Source organism: Acinetobacter baylyi DSM 14961 = CIP 107474 (assembly GCF_000368685.1).
Lineage (GTDB): Bacteria > Pseudomonadota > Gammaproteobacteria > Pseudomonadales > Moraxellaceae > Acinetobacter > Acinetobacter baylyi.
Genome location: NZ_KB849623.1, coordinates 61644 through 83006, shown reverse-complemented (window position 1 = coordinate 83006; position 21363 = coordinate 61644). Strand labels below are relative to the sequence as shown.

The window sequence follows — 21363 nt, the reverse complement described above, 5'->3', positions numbered from 1 at the left end:
ACATGCAACGCCAGACCCAACACTGGAACCAGACCAAAGAGCGTGGTGGCCTAGGCTTACTCACCCTGGTTCTGTATTTCTATCGTTTGGGTGGGCGCTGGCTGTGTAAGGCGATTTTGTATTTTATTATTTTGTGGTACTGGATGTTTGCGGTGACAGCGCGTGAAGCATCGCTGACTTATTTACGTCAATTGCATGATTTCGCAGGTCAGCAATCTCCTTTTTCTGCAACGCCCACCTGGATCAATAGTTATCAACATTTTATGCAGTTTGGACTCAGTATTCTGGATAAGATGGAGGGCTGGCTTGGTCAGATCCCCGAGCAGCAATTACAATTGTTGGGGCATGAGCATTTTCAGCAAGCCTATCAAAAGGGCACACTGCTGGTGGTCTCTCATTTTGGTAATATTGAATTATTGCGTGCTATCAAAGCTGAACATCCACAGAAAATTAATGTGTTGGTGTATCAAAAGCATGCCACACAATTTAATGCATTTTTAAAAAAGCTCAATGATCAGGTGGATGTTAATTTAATCTCGGTCGATGAACTCGGGCTAGAAACCGCGATTTTACTTGAAGAAAAAATGCAGCAAGGTGAATGGGTCATTGTGGCAGCAGATCGGGCACCTGTGCATTCAGATCGCGTCCAACATATTGAATTTTTGGGTAAAGAAGCAATATGGCCACAAGGCGCTTGGATTCTGGCAAATTTGCTGAAAGTGCCTGTGCTGGCCGTGTTTTGTTATCGTGAGCAGCAACAGTTTCAGGTACATATTCATAAACTTGCTGATGTGGTGAATTTGCCCCGTCAGACACGACAACATGCCATGCAAGAGATCACCAAACGATATGTGCATTTATTAGAACAACATTGCCTGCGTGCGCCTTATCAGTGGTTTAACTTTTATCATTTTTGGACGAAGTAGCGTGAATACGACTTTGAATATCACCCAGCCGCAGACACTGACGGTTGGCTTAGAGCCTTTGAGTATTGAAGATGTTGTTCGTGTGGCTCAGGCAAAGTGCCGTGTTGCATTACCTGAACAACAAGACTGGCGCGATTTGATTCAGAAAGGTGCAGATTTTCTGGATACTTTGCTTCAAGAAGAAGGCGTCATTTATGGGGTGACCACAGGTTATGGAGATTCTTGTCTGGTCGAAGTGCCGACTCATCAAGTGCATGAACTGCCGCTACAGCTTTCACGCTTTCATGGTTGTGGACTTGGGCAAAATCTGGATCTGGTGACTGCACGCGCTGTGGTCATTACACGACTCTGTTCGCTGGCACGTGGTTATTCTGGTGTTTCATTGGCATTGCTGGAACGTCTAGTGTGGTTGCTCAATGAAAATGTGATTCCTGTAATTCCTTCCGAGGGCTCGGTAGGGGCAAGTGGTGATCTGACACCGTTATCTTATATCGCTGGAGTATTGGTCGGTGAGCGAGAGGTGTATTACCAAGGCAAGATTATTCCTGTGCAACAGGTGTATCAGCAAAAAGCTATCCAGCCTTTAACCTTGCGTCCTAAAGAAGGTTTGGCCTTGATGAATGGCACTGCGGTGATGACCGCAATCGCTTGTTTAAATTATAAGCGGGCTGAACAGATTGCACAGACAGCCACATTAGTCACAGCAATCAATGTACTGGCACTCGAAGGTAATCCGACACATTTTGATGAGGTGTTGTTTGCTCAGAAGCCGCATACAGGTCAGCAAAAAATTGCAGCCCAATTGCGTGACTGGCTTAACAGCGAGGTACAAACCGCACATCAAAGCCCACGATTACAAGATCGTTATTCGCTGCGCTGTGCGCCGCATGTGATTGGTGTATTTGAAGATTCAAAAGTCTGGCTACGTCAGTTTATCGAAAATGAATTGAATTCTAGCAATGACAACCCGCTGATTGATCCTGTGAATTTGAGAGTGCTGCATGGTGGACATTTCTATGGCGGGCATATTGCACAGGCGATGGACAGTTTGAAAATCATGATCGCAAATATTGCAGACCTGATGGATCGTCAGTTGGCACAATTGGTCGATCACAAAATGAATCATGGTCTGCCGCGCAACCTGACAGGTGCAACCGCGGAACGTTTACCGCTGAATCATGGATTCAAGGCGGTACAGATTGGCGTATCTGCATGGACGGCTGAGGCATTAAAACAGACTTTGTCGGCATCGATCTTCTCACGATCTACCGAGTGTCATAATCAGGATAAAGTCAGTATGGGCACCATTGCTGCGCGTGATGCGACACGAATTATTGTATTGACTGAACAAGTGATGGCTGCACTGTGCTGTGCCAGTATACAGGCAATACATTTGAAGCAGTTGGCACAACAATTAAGTCCAACCCTCCGTGCATTTAGTGCATGGACCTTACACAGTCTTGCACTGGTGATCGAAGACCGACCATTACAAACCGAATTGCAACAGATTGTTGATCGTTTTGCCCATTTTGAGCTGTCTAATGCAGATTGGATGCAGCAACAGGAGCAGCTTTATGCAGGCTGAAGTCGTTATTGAAGTTCCGTTTCATGATGTGGATACCATGAATGTGGTCTGGCATGGACATTATTTAAAATATTTTGAAATTGCGCGCTGTAAGCTGCTGGACCAGTTTCATTACAACTATAACCAGATGTTGGCTTCTGGCTATGCATGGCCAGTGATAGAAAGTCATGTCCGTTATGCACAAGGCATTCAGTTTGAACAAAAAATTCGGGTACGTGCCATATTAAAAGAATGGGAAAATCGTCTCAAAATCGATTATCTGATTTTTGATGATGCAACGGGTAAGCGTCTGACCAAAGGCTATACCATTCAGGTCGCCGTCGAAATTGCGACGCGTGAAATGTGTTTTCAGTCTCCACAGGTTTTATTTGATTGTTTAAACCAGTGGCCTGCATTTCAAGCGCTGAAAGGAGGGGAGTCGGCATGTTAAGTCATCGTGTATTCACCCGATCAGCTTTAAATCGATGGATGAACATCTTCATCAGTGTTTTTGCAGTGCTGTGGTTTATTTTGCCTGCACACGCAGTGACGCCACAAAGTGAACAGATATTCAAACAACTTTCGCAAACATCTCTGGTACGCGCTCAGTTTGAACAGCAAAAGAAACTGGCCTCACTCAATAAAACGTTTGTGTCGAATGGAACGGTGGTATTTTCAAAAACCAATGGCGTGTTGTGGCAATTACAACGACCTGTACAGGCCGATCTGATTGTCACACCCAAAAAACTGGTTCAAAAAACCGCAAAAACCATGAGTCAACTGGATGTGAGTAAATCACCTTATGGATCTGTAGCAACATTATTTTTGCAATTGATGTCGGGCAATCAGGCTGTACTTGATCAGCATTTTAGTATTGCTCAAAGTCGTATCACGCCACAGGGCTGGTCAATCCGTTTGATGCCGAAAAGTACATTATTCAAGAAACTATTTGTACAGGTCGATATTCAAGGACAGCAATACGTCAACCAGATTGTTATCCTTGAACAGGGCAATAACAGTACCACCATTAATTTTAGTCAACAACGCTCACAGCCTGTAACACTCTCTGCAAATGAACAAGCACTTTTCCAGTTGGCAAAATAAACTGAGCGCACTTTGGCTCATCATTTTAATCGTGATTGGTTTAGTGATGGGCGTGGCATGGCTTAAAAAAGACATTCACATTCAAACCAATATTTTTGCGTTGTTACCTGAGCTGAGTCAGGATGCCGATTTGGTCAAGACGCAGCAGTATGTCAGTGAGCAACTGAATAGTCGGGTATTTTTAGTCATAGATGCCAAAAATGCAGCGCAACTACAGCAAGCCACGATGTATTTACGGCAAGCAGTTGCTCAAAGTACGCTGTTTGAGCCATTACAGCCAGAAGTTAATACCGAACAATTAGGGCAAACGCTGTATCAGCATCGTGCTGGTCTGATCAGTCCAGAAGATCAGCAATTACTGGATGATCATGACTATCAAAGCCTGACTGAAAAAAGCCTGATGCAACTGTTTACGCCTGGACTACCTGTCAATGCTGAAAGTCTCAAGCATGATCCCTTGATGTTGTTTAGTCGCTATGTACTTGCCAGTTCGCAACATTTACAGAATAGTCAGGTGGAACTGGAAAATGGTTTTGCCACGATTCATGACGCAGATAAAATCTCGCGTTTGTTTACGCTTAAATTGAAGCAAAGTCCGTATAACATTGATTATCAAGAGAAGGCAACAGCCTGGATTGAGCAGAGCAAACAGCAACTTCATGCGATGCAGGTCACGAGCCATTGGACAGGTACTTTACTATTTTCGAACTACGGCACACAGTCGGCTCAAAAAGAGATTTCGACCATTGGTTTGGGGTCGACTTTAGGACTAATTTTATTGGTCTGGTTCGGTTTTCGTTCCTTCCGCCCATTACTCACAGAGTTTATTGCGGTTTCTACGGGCTCTTTGGTGGCTTTCGCTGTAACACATTGGGTCTTTGGTGAAATCCATCTGATGACGCTGGTCTTTGGTGCGAGCCTGATAGGTGTATGTGTCGATTTTTCTTTTTATTTTATGGCAATGCAATCACAGCATCGCAACATTACAGGATTTGAGGTATTAAAACCGTTATTACCCAGCTTGTTTATGGGCTTGATGACCACAGTCGTGGCTTATGTGTTTTTAAGTTTTACGCCTTTTCCTGGCTTTAAGCAGATTGCAGTGTTTTCGATTGTTGGACTGGTATCTGCTTGGATCACCAGTATTTTATTGCTTCCGCGTTTACCTGCACTCAATGCAGAGCCTGCAATCCGCCGTCTGAAATGGATTGGAACATTTCGAGTCTGGTTTCAGTCAAAGCGATTGCTGGGTTATGTTTCGGTCATCTGTATTTTGGTGGCGGGTCTGAGCAGTCTTTTCTTCTTAAACAGCAATGATGATATTCGAAATCTGCAAAGTATGGATCGTGGCCTAAAACAGGAAGATCAGTATGTACGTGAGCGTTTTATGGGGGAGCAAGGCAGTGACTATTTTGTGGTGCGCGGCGCAACCCCAGCGCAAATGCAGCGCAATGAGCAGACTCTCATTCAGCATTTACAAAATTTGCAGCAACAAGGCAAGCTGGGGAGTTTTCAGGCTTTAGGACAGTGGATTCCGACACAAGACCAGCAACAACAGAATATACAGCGTTTAAAAGCAATTCCTGTTCAGGTTTTACAGCAATATGCCCAGAATATTGGGTTGACCTCATCGGATGTCATGGCTTGGCAGCAACAACTTGATCATTTACCGCTACTAAAATTACAGGATTTTCAACAACATCCACTTGCATTTTTACAGGTTAATCCTGAAGAACGTTTGGTGATGCTCAGTGGGGTTAAAGACAATACAGATGTGCTGGCGATGCAAAATAAGCAAGTGACGTTGCAACAGCCGATCCATGATTTGTCAATGCTGTTTAAGCAGCATCGTATACAGGCACAAAGCTTGTTTATGTATGCTTTACTGGCTTTAGCTGTAGGGTTAGGGCTGATTTATGGTTGGCGTTCAGTATTTCCGCTGGTTTTACCTGTGAGTCTGGCACTTTTAACCACCTTTGCCATTCAGGCGTGGTTAGGTGTAGAAATCAATTTGTTTAGTATTATGGGGACGTTCCTGATTGTAGGGATTGGGGTGGATTATGCGATCTTTTATCGACATGGTCATGATCATCCTCAAGTGGTGGGTATGGCATTATTCTTATGTATGATGTCGACCTTGCTGGGCTTTGGTTTATTATCGCTCAGTCATACTTACGCCATACATTGCTTTGGTTTAACGGTATTGTTTGGTGTTATTTTTTCGTTTATCTATGCCACATTGTTTACCCGAGCGGATGAACAGCATGGGGTTATTTCACACTATCAGTCAAAGAACTGAGATTTTAAGGTCATTTTGATCATGCAACAGATTCAAGACAATAACTTACAACAAACCGATGTCATTATTATTGGGGCAGGACCGTCAGGAAGCTCAGCCGCAGCGCTGTTACGACACAAGGGCATACAGGTCACCATCATTGAAAAACAACATTTTCCACGTTTTTCAATTGGAGAATCCTTGTTGCCTCAGTCGATGGTGTTTTTAGAAGAAGCGGGTTTATTAGAAATTGTAAAAGATCATGTTGAACGCTGTGCTTTCCAGTTTAAAAATGGTGCTGCTTTTTTAAGGGGGCAGCAACGTAGTTTTTATGATTTTACCCAGAAATTTAGTGATGGGCCGGGGACCACATGGCAGGTGCGCCGAGGGGACTTCGACCATCTCTTGGCCAAGCAGGCACAAAAATATGGGGCAGATATTCGCTTTGGTCATGAAGTCTTGGATGTCAATGTTGAGCTAGCTCATCCTGTTGTCACTGTAAAATCTGAGCAAGGTGGGGTTTATCAGCTGCAAGGCAAGTTTTTACTGGATGCCAGTGGTTTTGGTCGAATTTTACCAAAGTTTCTAAATTTAGAATCGCCATCAAACTTTCCAGTACGTCGTGCCTTGTTTACTCATATTGAAGATGGGATAGCTAACGATGCCTCATTTGACCGTAATAAGATTTTGATCACGGTACATGAAAAAGATCATCGTGCATGGTACTGGCTCATTCCATTCGCAGATGGTCGAAGCTCGTTTGGTGTCGTGGCAGAACAGGACTTTTTCGATGCTTATCTGACAGGCAATGCAGATCTCGATCAACATGAGCAATTACTTAAGCGCATACTGGCAGATGATCCGAGCTTATCCCATGTTTTAAATGCTGCCAAGTTTGACACACCTGTGAGAACACTGGTTGGCTACTCGGCCAACGTCAAACATTTGGCACAATCCAATTATGCGTTGCTAGGCAATGCGGGTGAATTTCTAGATCCTGTATTTTCATCGGGTGTAACCATTGCGCTTAAGTCTTCAAGTTTGGCGATTCCTTTGGTTGAGCGTACCCTGAATGGTGAACAGATCGATTGGCTGACCGAATACGAGCAACCCTTGAGACAGGGAATCCAGATCTTTCGTGCTTATGTTGAAGCATGGTATTCGGGGGAGTTTCAGGATGTGGTATTTTCTACGCTGAAAAATCCTGAAATTGAACGTATGATTGCATCATTACTGGCAGGCTACGCATGGGATATGAATAATCCAATGCATAAAAATGCCAAACGACGTTTAGCAACGCTGGCTGAATATTGTCGTGATGATCAACCCCAAGCAAAAGTACTGGATGTTTAAAATGGCATGGATGCGCTTATTATTAATGACAAGTTTAGCTTTTGGAATCAGTGCTTGCCAAAGTATCATTCCGAAAGCATCGGGATTGTCACAGTCAAATTGGTCAGCATGGTCACATTCCGATTATCAACGTCAAGATCAAGTCGATGTGCAGTGGCGAAAGCAAAGTTTTAGTTTTCTGCTTTATCAGCAACAGCAGGGCCAGGTGCTTGAATTAGTAGCATTAAGTTTGACTGGACAACAACTGTTTCAGGTCGATTATGATGGACAACAAGTTTTAGTTAAACAGCGGATTGAGCAAATGCGGTTATTGCCATTTGAATTTGTAGTTCGAGATATTCTGCTTGCAACTTATCCAAATTTTGCCGAGCAACAACATACAGCAATTTATACTCAACCCACGGTCAATGGTCAGAATATTTATATTAAACAACAACTGGCTTTAAAAATAAGCGCATTAGAACAACACATTGAGTTGGATAATGTACAAGTGCCGTATCAAATGACGTTTTCACCGATTGAAAATACATTGCAACCTAATTAAAAAAATCTGGTGAGAAAAACCGTGACGCATCAACAACAACATTCTGCCGCAGTGGGTATTCAGTTAAGTGCAAGTCTTTCTGCTTTGGGCAGTTCATCTCAGCAAGTGCGCCAGAATTTAACCCAGCCCAACTCGACTCAACAAACTACATTATCATTACAACAGCATTGGCTTTCAGAGCACGCAGTCTGGGTGGGGGCCTATCAAGAGAACTTCATTGAACAATTGCCTGAGCGCTGTGCGCCGTGGCAATCCCGTAATTTACGCTTTGCTGTCACTGCACTTTCGCAAATCGAAACAGAGCTAAGACAACGTACAGCCCATATAAATCCATCACGCTTAGCGATTGTGGTGGGGACATCGACATCAGGCATTGCTGATAATGAGTCATTATTGGCAGAATATTTTCAAGGTAAAACTGAGGTGGTGATTGATCATCACAAACAGGAAATGAATGCGCTGGCCAAAGGCTTGCAAGCGTATTTGGGCTGGTGTGGCGCTGCATATACGATTTCAACAGCCTGCTCATCCAGTGCCAAAGCGTTTATCGCGGGACAGCGTTTACTCAATGCGGGTTTAGCAGATGCCGTACTGGTCGGTGGTGTCGATACACTTTGCCGCTTAACCTTAAATGGATTTAACAGTCTGGAGAGCTTATCGGCGAGTATCTGTCAGCCTTGTGGTGCAGAACGTGATGGAATTAATATTGGTGAAGCTGCCAGTTTGTTTTTATTGACCCGTGATATCGCACCTGTCATGTTTTTGGGTGGGGGGGAGGCCATGGATGCATGGCATATTTCGGCACCTCATCCTGATGGGCTGGGTGCTGCACAAGCCATGCAGCGCGCATTAAAGGCTGCAAATCTTGAAGCTGCACAGATTGATTATTTAAATTTGCACGGTACTGCCACACCGCAAAATGATGCCATGGAAATTAAGGCCGTACGACAAGTGTTTGCAGGTCATCCGATCAAACTCAGTAGTACCAAGCATCAAACTGGGCATTGTCTGGGAGCAGCAGGCGCGGTTGAAGCATTTATCTGTCAGCAGGCTTTACTCGATCAGAGCTGGTTACCCTGGCATCAACAGGGACAACTGGATCATGAGCTTGCGGATCAGACCTATGTCAATGCCAGTACCAAAATCGAATCACTTCATTATATGATGAGCAATTCATTTGCGTTTGGTGGTAGCAATGTGAGTCTGATTTTTGGCCGAAACTTTGAACAAAACCTCTTGGGGACAGCATCGACATGAACATCAATGAAAATGCCAGCCAATATATTCCACATGAAGCACCCATGGTGTTTGTGGATGATCTCATTGAAATCTTTGATCAAGGGGCTTTGGCCAGTTTAACCATCCGTCCAGAACTTTTATTTTGTACAGCGCAAGGCTTACCGAGCTGGACCAGTATTGAATTGATGGCACAGACCATTAGTGCATATTCGGGACGTAATGGACGTCAGCGAGGCCATACGCCCAGAATTGGATTTTTATTGGGAACACGCAAGTTAAATTTGCCTGTTGCATTTTTTGAATTGGGTTCAACACTAATCATTCGTATCGAGCAGCAATACTTACATGAAGGTTTGGGACAATTTGCCTGCGAGATTGAGTATCAAGCGCATAAAATTTCAGCGTTGTTAAGTGTTTATGAGCCTACAGTAGATCAAGATAATAAGGAAAATACGTGAGTAGACGAATTTTAGTCACAGGTTCAAGTCGCGGAATTGGTAAAGCCATTGCTTTGCAATTGGCCCAGGCGGGTTTTGATATTACGGTACATGCGCGTTCACGTTTGGACGAGGCCCAAGCGGTGGCAGAGCAAATTAAACAGCTTGGAAGAAACAGCCATGTATTGATGTTTGATGTCAATGCACGAGATACCGTACGCGAAATGCTTGAGCAGGACATTGAAGTCCATGGTGCATTTTATGGGGTGGTATTAAATGCAGGCTTAACCCATGATGCCGCGTTTCCAGCATTGAGTGATCATGAGTGGGATGACGTGATTTCAACCTCACTGGATGGTTTTTATAATGTATTAAAACCACTCATTATGCCGATGATTCACCTGAAACAGGGCGGGCGTATTGTGACCTTATCTTCGGTGTCTGGCATCATGGGAAATCGTGGGCAGGTCAATTACAGTGCGGCCAAAGCCGGTCTGATCGGCGCAACCAAAGCGTTATCGCTGGAACTTGCCAAGCGTAAAATCACGGTGAACTGTGTGGCGCCAGGTCTGATCGAAACTGAAATGGTCACAGAAGAAGTCAAACAGCATGCATTAAAGATGATCCCCTTACAACGTATGGGACACGTAGATGAAGTTGCCAGTGTGGTGAAATTTTTGTGTTCAGATGAAGCCTCGTACATTACCCGTCAGGTCATCTCCGTCAATGGAGGACTGATTTAATGAAACGCGTAGTGGTTACAGGAATGTCGGGGATTACCTCACTGGGTGAAACTGCAGATGCAATTTTTGAAAAGTTTGCTCAGGGCAAAAGTGGCATTCGCTACATGGCCGATTGGGAACAATATACGGACTTACGTACCAAACTGGGTGGGCCTGTTGAAAGTTTTAGTATTCCTAAGCATTTTAACCGTAAAGTAACACGTGGCATGGGACGTGTGGCGCTGATGTCGGTCATTGCTGCCGAGGCTGCGCTTAAAGATGCAAAACTGTTCGATGATCCGATATTGAAAAGTGGTGATACAGGTGTTGCATTCGGTTCATCTGCGGGGAGTGTTGATGCGGTACGAGAGTTTGGTTGTATGCTCATTGACAACGATATGACCAAAATGAATGCCACCACGTATATCCGTATGATGTCACACACCAGTGCAGTCAATATGACCGTATATTTTGGTTTAAAAGGCCTCACCTTACCAACCTCAAGTGCTTGCACATCGGGTTCGATGGCAATCGGACAGGCTTATGAGGCGATTAAATATGGCAAGCAAACTGTAATGCTGGCAGGTGGAGCTGAAGAAATTAGTGCGGCTGGCGCAGCGGTATTTGATGTGTTACTTGCAACCAGTGGTATGAATGACCATCCTGAGCAGTCACCGCGTCCTTTTGATGCAAAGCGCGATGGCTTGGTTATTGGTGAAGGCGCAGGATGTTTAGTTTTAGAAGAATATGAGCATGCGCAAGCACGTGGTGCCACCATTTATGCCGAAATTGTTGGCTATGGTAGCAATACCGATGGACAGCATGTCACCCGTCCTGATCAAGCCATGATGGCGCGCTGTATGCAACTCTCGTTAAAAGATGCAGGCTTGAGCGCAGAGCAGATAGGATATGTCAACGCACATGGCACTTCTACCGATCAGGGTGATATTGCCGAAACTCAGGCCACTGCTCAAGTACTTGGTAAGAAACCGATTAGCTCATTAAAAAGCTATTTTGGACATACCTTAGGTGCTTGTGGTGCCATTGAGGCTTGGCTTAGCATTGAGATGATGCAGCGTAACCAGTATATTCCAACCTTGAATCTGGATGACGTAGATCCATTATGTGGGGATTTGGATTACATTACAGGGCAGTCGCGTGCGTTGGGTGCCGATATCGTAATGAGTAATAATTTTGCTTTTGGAGGGATTAATACCTCCCTGATTTTTAAACGTGTTGAATAAGAGGAAAACAACAATGTTATTGAAACAACAACTCACGATCGCTGTACTTTGCCTTGGGGCAATGGGTGCGGCACAAGCAGCAGACAATGTCCATAACCTTGATTTTAAATCTGCTGTTGAGCGTGCAGTGGCAGATGGAACACTGGATGGCTCAGTAAAGTTTTATCTGAATGGTACTAAATCGGGTGGAAAGGTTATCCAGCCAGGTATTGTCACCAATAAAAAAACCAATGGCTTTGGTAAGTCGGCAGAAAATGCATGTGACTGGGTACTGCGTTCAGCGCTGATTCAGTTACAAAATGCAGCCAAAGCGAAAGGTGCTAATGCGGTGACCAATATTGTGAGTTACTACAAATCGAATGAAACCAAAAGCACCACAACTTACGAATGCCACAAAGGCACGGCTGTGGCTGGCGTTGCTCTAAAAGGCGATATTGTTAAATTTTAAATCGAGATACAAGGTGAGTCAGTGTTCATGAAAAGCATACAGGTTTATGTACGATCATTGGCTCAGCTTGTGGATATGACGATTCAGGATTTCCCGAGTCGTCGTGATTATAACCATTACCAAAAACAAAAGATTCATCAGTATCGTGATGAGTTGATTGCACAGTGCTTAAATGTTCCTGTAAATAGCTTGAGGTATATCATTGCAGAGCAGGGCAAACCCTATCTGGCAAATTCAGGACTTCAGTTTAATCACTCACATAGTCAGCAAAACTACGCGCTGGCCATCAGTCAAAACTTACAAGATATTGGTGTAGACATTGAAAGTCTGGATCGAAAGATTCGTTTTGAAGCGCTGGCACAGCATGCATTTCATCCCGATGAATACCAATGCTGGAAAGCCTTAGATGAAGATGTCCGATACTGGTTTAAAGTCTGGACCACCAAAGAAGCGATTTTAAAAGCGCACGGGATGGGGATTCGACTCGATTTAAATACACTCAATACGCATATGCATCCTGTACATGATCAGGGACAAATTTTAGATGATCGATTGGGTGTTTTTGCCTATCAGTGCTTTGATATGAAAGATTCGATGTTAAGTGTTGCGTGGCGTTCAGATATCGGATGCGGTCAATTTATCCTGCCACAGATACAAATTTTTCATACTCAAAATTAAATTTTTTCGTCGCATTAAAACATTGGATCATAACAATGAAATTAAAATTACGTGATAAAGATATCCGATTTCTCTATTATTTCTTTGCAACAATGATGATCATTTCATTACTTGCTGCGTGTTATGCAAGACTTTTTCAGAATGGCGAAACACTTGATCTATCTGCATTTTATACCTTTTTTGTCATGATGTTATTTGCCCGATTTTACTATGCGATTCAGTATGGACTCGAAAAGATTGAGCAGATTAATCGGCGAGAGCGCCAGCGTCAGCTCGATCTAGAGGCAAAAACCAAAACACAATCTTAAATGTGTTGATTAAAAAAATGCCAGCAGATTGCTGGCATTTTGAATAACATTCAAATTTAAAGATTATGGAATATCATCTTCAAATTCAGGTTTGACTTGAACCACAAAGTCTTGACGGTTCAGACCACGCCACAATGCAAATGCTGTTCCGATATAAATCGAAGAGTAGGTCCCGACAAAGACACCTACAAACATCGCAACAGAGAACCATTTCAAACCATCACCACCCAAGAACATCATGGCAAGAACCACGAGTAATAGGGTCATGGAGGTATGAATGGTACGTCGTAAGGTTTCGGTCAATGCAATGTCGACAATTTCACGTGGTGTTGCACCGCGAATCTTACGGAAATTTTCACGGATACGGTCTGATACCACGATGTTATCGTTGAGTGAGAAGCCAATGACCGCCAATACAGCCGCAAGCACGGTTAAATCGAACTGCCATTGAAACAGCGCGAAAGCACCAATGATAATAATGATGTCGTGAAATAACGACATCACGGCGCCCATCGCAAGCTTGAATTCAAAACGAATGGTCACGTAGACTAGCATCAGAATCAATGCCAAAGCCACAGCGCCAGCAGAGCGAATATAAAGCTCGTTACCGACCTGACCGCCAACAGCATCGACCTTATGCACTACTGCCGTATTATTTGGCAATTGCACGGCCTTGGTCAGCGCGTTACTAAGATCATCGACTTTGAGATCGTCTTGTACAGGCATACGCACGATCAGATCTTTATTACTGCCGAGTGTTTGCACCACAGCATCTTTAAAGCCGGCTTTATCAAGCGCTTGTGAAACAGCGGACTGATTCACCGGTTGCGAATAATTCAGCTCTGCCGAAACGCCGCCAGTAAAGTCCAAACCGAGGTTAAGGCCCTTGGTTACAATAAAGAAGATACTGGCCAAAGTCAGCAAGACCGAGAAAATTGCCGCTGGTTTGGCAATTTTCATAAACGGAATCACCCGCTCGTTGTCTGGACGGCCATACTGCTTGGGTTTAGGTTGAGTCATATCAGTCATCATCGATCTCCTTATATGCTCAACTTTTTCAAGTTACGACGTTTGCCATAAATGAGCTGTACAATTGCACGGGTCACGGTAATGGCAGTAAACATCGAGCAGACAATACCAATCATCAGCGTCACTGCGAAACCTTTGATTGGACCTGTACCAATTGCAAACAAAATGAACGCCACCAAGAATGTGGTTAAGTTCGAGTCAAAAATGGTGTTGTAGGCACGATCATAGCCGGCCACAATGGCCTGCTTGGGCGAAGCCCCCCATTTGATTTCTTCACGTATTCGTTCACAAATCAGTACGTTCGCATCGACCGCCATCCCGATGGTAATGACGATACCGGCAATCCCCGGTAGGGTGAGCGATGCACCAATCCACGACATTACAGTAAGAATCATTGCCAAGTTAAACACGAGAGCAAAGTTTGCAATCAAACCGAACAAGCGGAAGAACACGATCATCCAGATCGCGACCAGAATAAAGCCGACTTCAGTAGACAGAATCCCTTTGTCGATATTTTCCTGACCAAGACTTGGACCAACCACGCGTTCTTCAACAAAGTACATCGGTGCTGCAAGTGCACCCGCACGAAGCATCAACGCCAGTTCAGCCGCTTCTTGAGGAGAATCCAGACCGGTAATTCGGAACTGTGAGCCCAAAACAGCTTGGACAGTCGCGGCGTTGATAATGACCGATTCCGTAAATGGTGTACGCACTTCAGTTTGTGCACCAGTTGCCGGATCCGTCACATAACTGACGCGTTGTTTATTTTCGATAAACAACACCGCCATACGTTTACCCACTGCATTTCGTGTCGCATCTGCCATGAGCTTACCGCCAGCGCTGTCGAGCGTGATATTCACTTCGGCACCGCCTGTATCCTGACTAAAGCCAGAACTTGCGTTTTGCACGCGTTCACCGGTCAAGATGCGGTTGCGATTGAGCAACAACTGACGACCACTGTCGAGTGACTCATAGGCAAACAACTCTGTGCCCGGTGGCAATGGCTGACCATTATATTTACCGGTATATGGGTCGATATATTGATCATTTTGATCGGCAACCAAACGGAACTCAAGATTGGCCGTACGACCCAGAACACGCTTGGCTTCAGCAGTATCCTGAACGCCCGGCAATTCCACCACAATACGGTTGCTGCCTTGGGTTTGAACCAAAGCTTCAGCCACGCCCAACTCGTTAATACGATTACGCAATGTGGTTAAGTTTTGGTTAACCGCATACGACTCGATTTCCTGACGACGAGCATCGGTATAGCTCAGACGCAGTGATGCACCAGTTGCCGTTGCGACCGCCTGTTGTGTGTATTCGTTGCCATTACGACGTAAAAAGTCCATCGCCGTGTCGCGATCTGCGTTATTTGCAAATTGCAGCACAATCGCATTGTTGTTAAGCGATAAGCTATTGAACTTGATATTGTTGTCGCGGAATTGGCGGCGAATATCACTGACCGACGTTTCCATGCGCTGCGCAATCGCCTTGTTCATGTCCACTTCGAGCAAGAAGTGTACGCCACCACGTAAGTCGAGGCCCAGTTTCATTGGTTTGGCACCAATTTTCTGAAGCCATTCTGGCGTGGTTGGGGCAAGGTTTAACGCCACCACATAGTTGTCGCCTAAATCACGACGCAATACATCCTGTGCCTTGAGCTGATCTTCCGATGAGTTAAGACGTAACAGGGCAGCATTATTGGCAAAGCTGTTGTCATGACTGGTGATGTTGGCAGTTTTTAAAATTTGCTCTGCTTTTTGCACCATGCTCTGGTCGATTTGAGTACCGGCTTTGGCACCAGAAATCTGAACAGCAGGCTCGTCTGGATACAAACTTGGCAGTGCGTATAAAGTGCTGATAATCAAGACAACAATGATCAGCACATATTTCCATGCAGGGTAACGCATTCGCTTTCTTCTTAAAATGAAAAAGTCGTGCGGGGTGCACGACTGTCTTTTTGATTAAAGGTTATTGAGTGTGCCTTCAGGTAACACTGAAATCACACTAGCGCGTTGAATTTTAACTTCTACGCCACGGCTCAATTCAACCACAGCATAATCGCCTTCGATTTTGGTGATACGGCCCATTAAGCCACCAGCAAAAACAACTTCGCTGCCTACACCTAGGCTCTCAACCAAAGTACGATGTTCTTTGGCACGTTTCGATTGAGGACGCCAGATCAAGAAATAGAAGATTGCAACAAATACAACAATCATCAATATGTTAGCCATCATGCCTGGACCTTGCGGCGCCGCATCTGCAGCGTGAGCAGTAGAAATTAAAAAGCTCATTTTGGTTTCCTAAAGTTAAAAAATGGGCGTCAAATCATGACAAAAATACCAGTTCGCTCTGCAATTTACCTTGTCTTTTTGTTGAGCGCAAATTCTGATGAATTAATCCACCGGTGCGGGTGGTACATCTAAACCACGACGCGTGTAGAAGTCGGTGACAAACTCATCAAAGGTACCCTGCTCAAGTGCATCACGAATGCCTTGAGTCAGGCGTTGATAATACCGTAAGTTGTGAATTGTACCGAGCATTGATGCCAACATTTCACCACATTTTTCAAGATGGTAAAGGTAGGCACGGGTAAAGTTTTTGCAAGTATAGCAATCGCAATGTGGATCGAGCGGGCTTTGATCATGACGATATTTACTGTTGCGGATACGTACTAAACCGTCTGTCACAAAGTAATGACCGTTACGTGCATTACGGGTCGGCATCACGCAGTCAAACATATCGACACCACGGCGCACCGCTTCGACGATATCTTCTGGTTTACCCACACCCATCAGGTAACGCGGCTTATCTTCAGGCATTTTAGCCGGCAGATAATCGAGTACCTTGATCATTTCTTCTTTCGGTTCGCCTACCGATAACCCACCGATGGCATAGCCATCAAATCCAATTTCGAGCAAACCATTGAGGGATTCATCACGAAGATCTTCATACATACCGCCCTGAATAATTCCAAATAGCGCATTGGTATTATTGAGTTGCTCATGATGATGGGTTTTACAACGTTTGGCCCAGCGCAAAGACAACTGCAACGATTTTTGCGCTTCTTCGTGAGTGGCTGGGTAGGGCGTGCATTCGTCAAAAATCATCACGATGTCGGAATTGAGCACTTGCTGGATTTCCATAGAAATCTCAGGTGACAAAAACACTTTTGAACCGTCAATCGGTGAGCGGAAGGTCACACCTTCTTCTTTGATTTTACGCATCGCGCCAAGGCTAAACACCTGAAAGCCGCCTGAATCGGTCAGAATCGGTTTATCCCACTTGATGAATTCATGTAATCCACCATGCTCTTTAATCACCTCAAGGCCCGGACGCAAGTACAGGTGAAAGGTGTTGCCTAAAATAATTTGCGCTTGAATTTCTTCGATATCGCGCGGTAACATACCTTTTACAGTGCCGTATGTGCCAACGGGCATAAACACAGGTGTTTCGACCACACCGTGTGCAAGGGTTAAACGACCACGGCGGGCGCGGCCAGATTGACCTAATTTTTCAAACTTCATGCAACTTTCCAAATCAAGGCGAAAAAACAGTTCGCTGATTAACCTATTTAAAGGCGGCTATTTTCCTTGATTTGGACGTGTAGCGCTACTACTAAATGTAGTGTGTTTGATAAATGGCAAATGAAGCTAAAAGAGGACGGGATAAATGATTTACCGTTTACCAGCTTGATTGGTATAAATGGCCTTGATTCATTCAATTTCGGGCAGATCGGATAACCAAATCCGATCTGACTAAAAGACATCAGATTTTCACAAACTAGCGGGCTGTGTTTCCTACAAAAACAACGACACTATAATTAAAGAGGCAAGCCTCATAATTTAGACCGCTTGATCAATCAGCATCGCATCGCCGTAACTAAAGAACCGATATTTTGATTGAACTGCATGTTCGTAAGCAGACAAGATATTGTTACGATTAGAGAGCGCCGAAACTAGCATAAGCAGGGTGGATTCTGGTAAATGGAAGTTGGTAATCAAACGATCAACTACACAGAACTGATAACCTGGATAAATAAAAATTTGAGTATCACCAGTCCATGCATCAATTTTACCACCATTTGCTTGTGCGGCACTTTCAAGTGCACGTGTAGCTGTTGTACCTACAGCAATCACTTTATTGCCACGTGCCTTGGTCTGACGGATCAGCTCGGCGGTCGATTCTGGTACATCACACCATTCGCTGTGCATAATATGGTTTTTAATGTCATCTGTTCTTACAGGCATGAATGTACCTGCCCCCACATGTAGCGTGACAAAGGTTTTTTGGATATTTTTAGCTGCGAGTTTTTCTAGTAAATCCTGATCAAAATGCAGGCTGGCTGTGGGAGCAGCAACACTGGCAATTTTTTGAGGATCGTGAAAAACAGTTTGATAACGTTCGGTATCAATTTCTTCTGCTTCACGATTAAAATAAGGTGGAATTGGCAGTTGGCCATAACGATCCAATACCGATAAAATGGGTTCCGAAAACTCCACTACAAACAAATTTTCATGACGGCCCTGAACCGTAACTTTAATGCCGTTTTCCCCTACAAATAATTCTGCACCTGCTTTGGGAGTATTACTGGCCTTAATATGACAATGTGCAATCTGATTGTCCAACATCCGCTCGACTAAAATTTCAATGGCACCACCTGAAGCGCGTTTTCCTTTGAGCCGTGCTTTCATTACTTTGGTGTCATTAAGCACCAGCAAATCGCCGTCATTGATCAAATCTAGAATATCGGTAAAAGCATGATCGTGATAATGACCATGCGCATCTAAATGCAGTAAGCGAGAAGCAGAACGTGTGTCGAGTGGATAGCGAGCAATCAGCTCATCAGGCAGATCAAAATTAAAGTCGGAAAGTTGCATAACTCAAGTACAGGCCAAAACTTGGCGATAGTATAGTGCTTTTCAAAGTGATTGGGCAGCGACCTTTTTTTATTGAAACTTATTGTTTGTATTAAAAGTGAGCAAAAGTCAATATGTTAGCATTGACAAGTTTTGGAATTCATATAATATACGCATCACAAAGCAAACATCATGCTCTTCCCGAGGTGGTGAAATTGGTAGACGCGGTGGACTCAAAATCCACTGTTCGAGAGAACGTGTCGGTTCGAGTCCGACCCTCGGGACCACAGTTTAGACTGTACAGAATTCTAGAACCCTGAAACTATATGAATGTTTCGGGGTTTTTTATTTTTTATACTTTTAAAAAATCATAGTCTAAATATCTTTAAATATGACTTCGATATATCTTATTCAATAATGTTGACTTTAATTTTTGTCACGCCATGATCTAGGCAGCTTATAAAGAATAGACTGATCAAAAAATTAAAACTTCGATAAGACAGCTTCTGTTTGAATACTGACCAACAATAATCTGAATATCTTTAAAAATGCCGCGAATGTTTTAATAAAGAATTTGATTAAAAAATATATGGCTTAATCTGACAGTGATCTTTTCAATTTAAATTCAACTTTTCGAGTAAACAAATTTTACATTCTTAATTCACTTTATCTTAATGAAACTAAGATGAATAATTGAGCTATGTCTATATGGATGTAGATACAGTTATTGCGCAAAATATTTTTATAAGTAGCTGTATTCTACGATCAAAATTGGTTATTACATACAGAAACAATGCCATAAAATTTAACAACTTAACAATTATTTTGAATAAAAAATATGCTATACAAAAGATCAAGCACAAATTGAGGTATGGAAACATGAATGTTATTCAGGTTAGGGTAAAAGATCAATTTGATAAAACGTATTTGGCTAAGGCACGTTTGAATGAACAGCTTAAGTCCACATCAGGTGCGGATTTGAGTTTGTATCAGCGTGTTCAGGAAATTCAGGTAGAGGATGAGATTCTACTTCCATCAACAGAGCTATTATTTGAAAGTCAGGAAACAAATCGGATTTACCGAATTATTGGTCAGTAGATATTTCAATTAATTTTTCAACTTTTAGAAAAACCACTTTGATTTGGCTCAAAGTGGTTTTTTATTATGATTCATTGAGTTGTTACATTAATGGATGAGTTAGAAGATCATTCATTTGAACTTGGGGTGTTTAATGATTGCTTTTTTAAGGAAAATTTGCTAAATGTATTAAATAAATTCTTGTTTTGTTGTTCTGTTGTTTCCATTTATTAATTTTTCTTAATAATAATCAAAATCACTGCGAGGCGAGCATGGAAATGCAAGTGTTACGACTTGATCAAGTTGATCAACTGAGTGCGTGTCGTTTATCCCTCATGCTTGGCCTAAATAGCGATAATGATTTGATAAAACGCTATCTTGATTTTACAACAAAGTTGTTAAAATCTGGAAAAGCCTTATTAAGTTTTCATGAAGAACCTTATTTCTGGTATAGCGATACTCAAAGTATTTGTGCAATTCCCAAAGTAGAAGGTATTGATATTGCTGCTTTTCATCATTGCGATCATATCAATTTGAATGAACACGCTTTTAATTCTTTATCTGGCTTGCCAGGATTTATCAATACAGCCCATAAGCGTATTTTAGCAATCAATCTACAAAAAACGGATCAAGAGTCAATCGGCTTTGCCTTGTTTTTTGATGATGAAATCAATGCATTTGATTCGAATTTAATTGATCTGGTTAAGGACTATACTGCTGGTTTTGTTCGACATATTGAACTGAAATTTAACTTTGAAGAGCTAAACGAGCTATATGAGCAACAAGCCGCATTAAATTTTAGTAAAACCAAGTTTTTCTCCATTATTTCACATGATTTGCGCGCACCTTTTCACGGTTTGCTCGGCTTTTCTGAGGTTTTGGCAAAAGAACGAGAAACACTTGATGATTCAAGTATTCAAAATATTGCCGATTACCTATATGAGACGTCTCAATCGACCTATAATTTGCTGGAAAGCTTGCTGAATTGGGCAATGGCTGAGGGTGGTCGCTTTGTATATCATCCAATCAGTTTTAATTTGAAACAAGTCACGACCATCGTAAAAAATATTCTAAATACCTTTGCCCTGAAAAAAAATATTGAGTTGATTGATCACGTAGCTGATGACATCAAGATCTACGCTGATATCAATATGATTACTTCCTTGATTCAGAACCTAGTATCCAATGCCTTAAAGTTTACTCAGACAGATGGCACGGGTAAGGTGATTATTGATGCGATAAAGGTTGCTGATCATGTTGAAATTACGATACGTGATACAGGTATGGGAATGTCCGAGTCTAAAATACGGGATATTTTTCAACCAAGAATCACAGTGAGTTTTCGAGGGACAAGTGGTGAGAAAGGGGCTGGTCTTGGTCTTGTCCTGTGTAAGCGTTTTGTCGATCTTAATCTCGGTGCAATTTCAGTCACCTCCAAAGAAGGTGAAGGTACTGTATTTACGGTGACCTTACCTATTGCCCAGAATGTTGCAGAGATTTATGCGGAAAAGCAGGTGAGTGAAGAAAAATTGGTTTAAATAGAACTCCCT

General features: G+C 43.1%; 21 protein-coding genes and 1 tRNA gene. 17 read left to right on the top strand and 5 right to left on the bottom strand.

The features are described 5' to 3' along the window. Positions 1–2: 2 nt before the first annotated feature. Genes F952_RS00410 through F952_RS00345 form a run of 14 tightly spaced genes read left to right on the top strand, consistent with a single transcriptional unit; the run spans position 3 to position 12845 of the window. Entirely contained in the window at positions 3–926 is a 924-nt protein-coding gene (locus F952_RS00410; protein WP_004919962.1) for an LpxL/LpxP family acyltransferase, read from the top strand. Positions 927–945: 19 nt separating this feature from the next. Further along, positions 946–2511, top strand: a complete 1566-nt coding sequence (locus F952_RS00405; protein WP_171056898.1) for an HAL/PAL/TAL family ammonia-lyase — start codon at positions 946–948, stop codon at positions 2509–2511. After that, positions 2501–2941: an acyl-CoA thioesterase gene (locus F952_RS00400; RefSeq protein WP_004919957.1), complete on the top strand. Its 441-nt coding sequence runs from the start codon at positions 2501–2503 to the stop codon at positions 2939–2941. Before F952_RS00405 ends, F952_RS00400 begins: the two co-directional genes overlap by 11 nt. Before the next feature lie 38 nt (positions 2942–2979). After that, positions 2980–3594: a LolA family protein gene (locus F952_RS00395; protein ID WP_026056979.1), complete on the top strand. Its 615-nt coding sequence runs from the start codon at positions 2980–2982 to the stop codon at positions 3592–3594. After that, positions 3563–5893 carry an MMPL family transporter gene (locus F952_RS00390; RefSeq protein WP_004919952.1) on the top strand — a complete coding sequence of 777 codons (2331 nt, stop codon included), beginning with the start codon at positions 3563–3565 and terminating at the stop codon, positions 5891–5893. The genes F952_RS00395 and F952_RS00390 overlap by 32 nt, the downstream gene beginning before the upstream one ends. Before the next feature lie 21 nt (positions 5894–5914). After that, positions 5915–7225, top strand: coding sequence for an NAD(P)/FAD-dependent oxidoreductase (locus tag F952_RS00385; protein WP_004919950.1), 1311 nt, complete (start codon positions 5915–5917; stop codon positions 7223–7225). 1 nt (position 7226) lies between these two features. After that, on the top strand, positions 7227–7769 hold the full coding sequence (locus tag F952_RS00380) for a DUF3261 domain-containing protein (RefSeq protein ID WP_004919948.1): 543 nt from the start codon (positions 7227–7229) through the stop codon (positions 7767–7769). Positions 7770–7790: 21 nt separating this feature from the next. Then, positions 7791–9026, top strand: a complete 1236-nt coding sequence (locus tag F952_RS00375) for a beta-ketoacyl-[acyl-carrier-protein] synthase family protein (protein WP_004919946.1) — start codon at positions 7791–7793, stop codon at positions 9024–9026. Continuing rightward, positions 9023–9466 carry a hotdog family protein gene (locus tag F952_RS00370; protein ID WP_004919943.1) on the top strand — a complete coding sequence of 148 codons (444 nt, stop codon included), beginning with the start codon at positions 9023–9025 and terminating at the stop codon, positions 9464–9466. The genes F952_RS00375 and F952_RS00370 overlap by 4 nt, the downstream gene beginning before the upstream one ends. After that, on the top strand, positions 9463–10188 hold the full coding sequence (locus F952_RS00365) for a 3-ketoacyl-ACP reductase FabG2 (RefSeq protein WP_004919939.1): 726 nt from the start codon (positions 9463–9465) through the stop codon (positions 10186–10188). The genes F952_RS00370 and F952_RS00365 overlap by 4 nt, the downstream gene beginning before the upstream one ends. Next, positions 10188–11411 carry a beta-ketoacyl-ACP synthase gene (locus F952_RS00360; protein WP_004919936.1) on the top strand — a complete coding sequence of 408 codons (1224 nt, stop codon included), beginning with the start codon at positions 10188–10190 and terminating at the stop codon, positions 11409–11411. The genes F952_RS00365 and F952_RS00360 overlap by 1 nt, the downstream gene beginning before the upstream one ends. 13 nt (positions 11412–11424) lie before the next feature. Continuing rightward, positions 11425–11859: a hypothetical protein gene (locus tag F952_RS00355; protein ID WP_004919933.1), complete on the top strand. Its 435-nt coding sequence runs from the start codon at positions 11425–11427 to the stop codon at positions 11857–11859. Between the two features lie 27 nt (positions 11860–11886). Then, entirely contained in the window at positions 11887–12537 is a 651-nt protein-coding gene (locus tag F952_RS00350) for a 4'-phosphopantetheinyl transferase family protein (protein ID WP_004919930.1), read from the top strand. 35 nt (positions 12538–12572) lie between these two features. Then, the gene (locus F952_RS00345; RefSeq protein ID WP_004919928.1) at positions 12573–12845 is read left to right on the top strand and encodes a hypothetical protein; all 273 of its coding nucleotides are present in this window, start codon (positions 12573–12575) and stop codon (positions 12843–12845) included. A 63-nt stretch (positions 12846–12908) separates the two neighbouring features. Here F952_RS00345 and secF read toward each other — a convergent pair whose 3' ends face one another. The 5 genes from secF to queA all read right to left on the bottom strand — a co-directional run bounded on the left by secF (position 12909) and on the right by queA (position 18757). Continuing rightward, positions 12909–13877 carry a protein translocase subunit SecF gene (secF, locus tag F952_RS00340; RefSeq protein WP_011182082.1) on the bottom strand — a complete coding sequence of 323 codons (969 nt, stop codon included), beginning with the start codon at positions 13875–13877 and terminating at the stop codon, positions 12909–12911. An 8-nt stretch (positions 13878–13885) separates the two neighbouring features. Then, positions 13886–15787, bottom strand: a complete 1902-nt coding sequence (gene secD / locus F952_RS00335) for a protein translocase subunit SecD (RefSeq protein WP_004919923.1) — start codon at positions 15785–15787, stop codon at positions 13886–13888. Positions 15788–15841: 54 nt separating this feature from the next. Further along, positions 15842–16171 (bottom strand): preprotein translocase subunit YajC, encoded by a 330-nt coding sequence (gene yajC / locus F952_RS00330; protein ID WP_004919921.1) that lies wholly within the window; start codon positions 16169–16171, stop codon positions 15842–15844. A 102-nt stretch (positions 16172–16273) separates the two neighbouring features. Next, entirely contained in the window at positions 16274–17404 is a 1131-nt protein-coding gene (gene tgt, locus F952_RS00325; RefSeq protein ID WP_004919919.1) for a tRNA guanosine(34) transglycosylase Tgt, read from the bottom strand. 318 nt (positions 17405–17722) lie between these two features. Beyond that, complete coding sequence (gene queA / locus F952_RS00320; protein WP_004919916.1) at positions 17723–18757, bottom strand: tRNA preQ1(34) S-adenosylmethionine ribosyltransferase-isomerase QueA; 1035 nt, start codon at positions 18755–18757, stop codon at positions 17723–17725. 179 nt (positions 18758–18936) lie between these two features. Here queA and F952_RS00315 point away from each other — a divergent pair. The 3 genes from F952_RS00315 to F952_RS00305 all read left to right on the top strand — a co-directional run bounded on the left by F952_RS00315 (position 18937) and on the right by F952_RS00305 (position 21351). Further along, positions 18937–19023, top strand: a tRNA-Leu gene (locus tag F952_RS00315). 592 nt (positions 19024–19615) lie between these two features. Next, positions 19616–19834 (top strand): hypothetical protein, encoded by a 219-nt coding sequence (locus tag F952_RS00310; RefSeq protein WP_004919913.1) that lies wholly within the window; start codon positions 19616–19618, stop codon positions 19832–19834. A 251-nt stretch (positions 19835–20085) separates the two neighbouring features. After that, the gene (locus F952_RS00305) at positions 20086–21351 is read left to right on the top strand and encodes a sensor histidine kinase (RefSeq protein ID WP_004919910.1); all 1266 of its coding nucleotides are present in this window, start codon (positions 20086–20088) and stop codon (positions 21349–21351) included. Positions 21352–21363 lie beyond the last annotated feature (12 nt).

Bases quoted from the DNA above. Each gene is read 5' to 3' on its own strand.
- F952_RS00380 (WP_004919948.1), top strand. From the start codon at position 7,227: ATGGCATGGATGCGCTTATTATTAATGACAAGTTTAGCTTTTGGAATC.
- F952_RS00390 (WP_004919952.1), top strand. From the start codon at position 3,563: ATGAACAAGCACTTTTCCAGTTGGCAAAATAAACTGAGCGCACTTTGG.
- queA (WP_004919916.1), bottom strand. From the start codon at position 18,757: ATGCAACTTTCCGACTTTAATTTTGATCTGCCTGATGAGCTGATTGCT.
- F952_RS00410 (WP_004919962.1), top strand. From the start codon at position 3: ATGCAACGCCAGACCCAACACTGGAACCAGACCAAAGAGCGTGGTGGC.
- F952_RS00305 (WP_004919910.1), top strand. From the start codon at position 20,086: ATGGAAATGCAAGTGTTACGACTTGATCAAGTTGATCAACTGAGTGCG.
- F952_RS00395 (WP_026056979.1), top strand. From the start codon at position 2,980: ATGAACATCTTCATCAGTGTTTTTGCAGTGCTGTGGTTTATTTTGCCT.
- F952_RS00385 (WP_004919950.1), top strand. From the start codon at position 5,915: ATGCAACAGATTCAAGACAATAACTTACAACAAACCGATGTCATTATT.
- F952_RS00360 (WP_004919936.1), top strand. From the start codon at position 10,188: ATGAAACGCGTAGTGGTTACAGGAATGTCGGGGATTACCTCACTGGGT.
- F952_RS00310 (WP_004919913.1), top strand. From the start codon at position 19,616: ATGAATGTTATTCAGGTTAGGGTAAAAGATCAATTTGATAAAACGTAT.
- F952_RS00370 (WP_004919943.1), top strand. From the start codon at position 9,023: ATGAACATCAATGAAAATGCCAGCCAATATATTCCACATGAAGCACCC.
- F952_RS00350 (WP_004919930.1), top strand. From the start codon at position 11,887: ATGAAAAGCATACAGGTTTATGTACGATCATTGGCTCAGCTTGTGGAT.
- secF (WP_011182082.1), bottom strand. From the start codon at position 13,877: ATGATGACTGATATGACTCAACCTAAACCCAAGCAGTATGGCCGTCCA.
- F952_RS00345 (WP_004919928.1), top strand. From the start codon at position 12,573: ATGAAATTAAAATTACGTGATAAAGATATCCGATTTCTCTATTATTTC.
- tgt (WP_004919919.1), bottom strand. From the start codon at position 17,404: ATGAAGTTTGAAAAATTAGGTCAATCTGGCCGCGCCCGCCGTGGTCGT.
- F952_RS00400 (WP_004919957.1), top strand. From the start codon at position 2,501: ATGCAGGCTGAAGTCGTTATTGAAGTTCCGTTTCATGATGTGGATACC.
- F952_RS00355 (WP_004919933.1), top strand. From the start codon at position 11,425: ATGTTATTGAAACAACAACTCACGATCGCTGTACTTTGCCTTGGGGCA.
- yajC (WP_004919921.1), bottom strand. From the start codon at position 16,171: ATGAGCTTTTTAATTTCTACTGCTCACGCTGCAGATGCGGCGCCGCAA.
- secD (WP_004919923.1), bottom strand. From the start codon at position 15,787: ATGCGTTACCCTGCATGGAAATATGTGCTGATCATTGTTGTCTTGATT.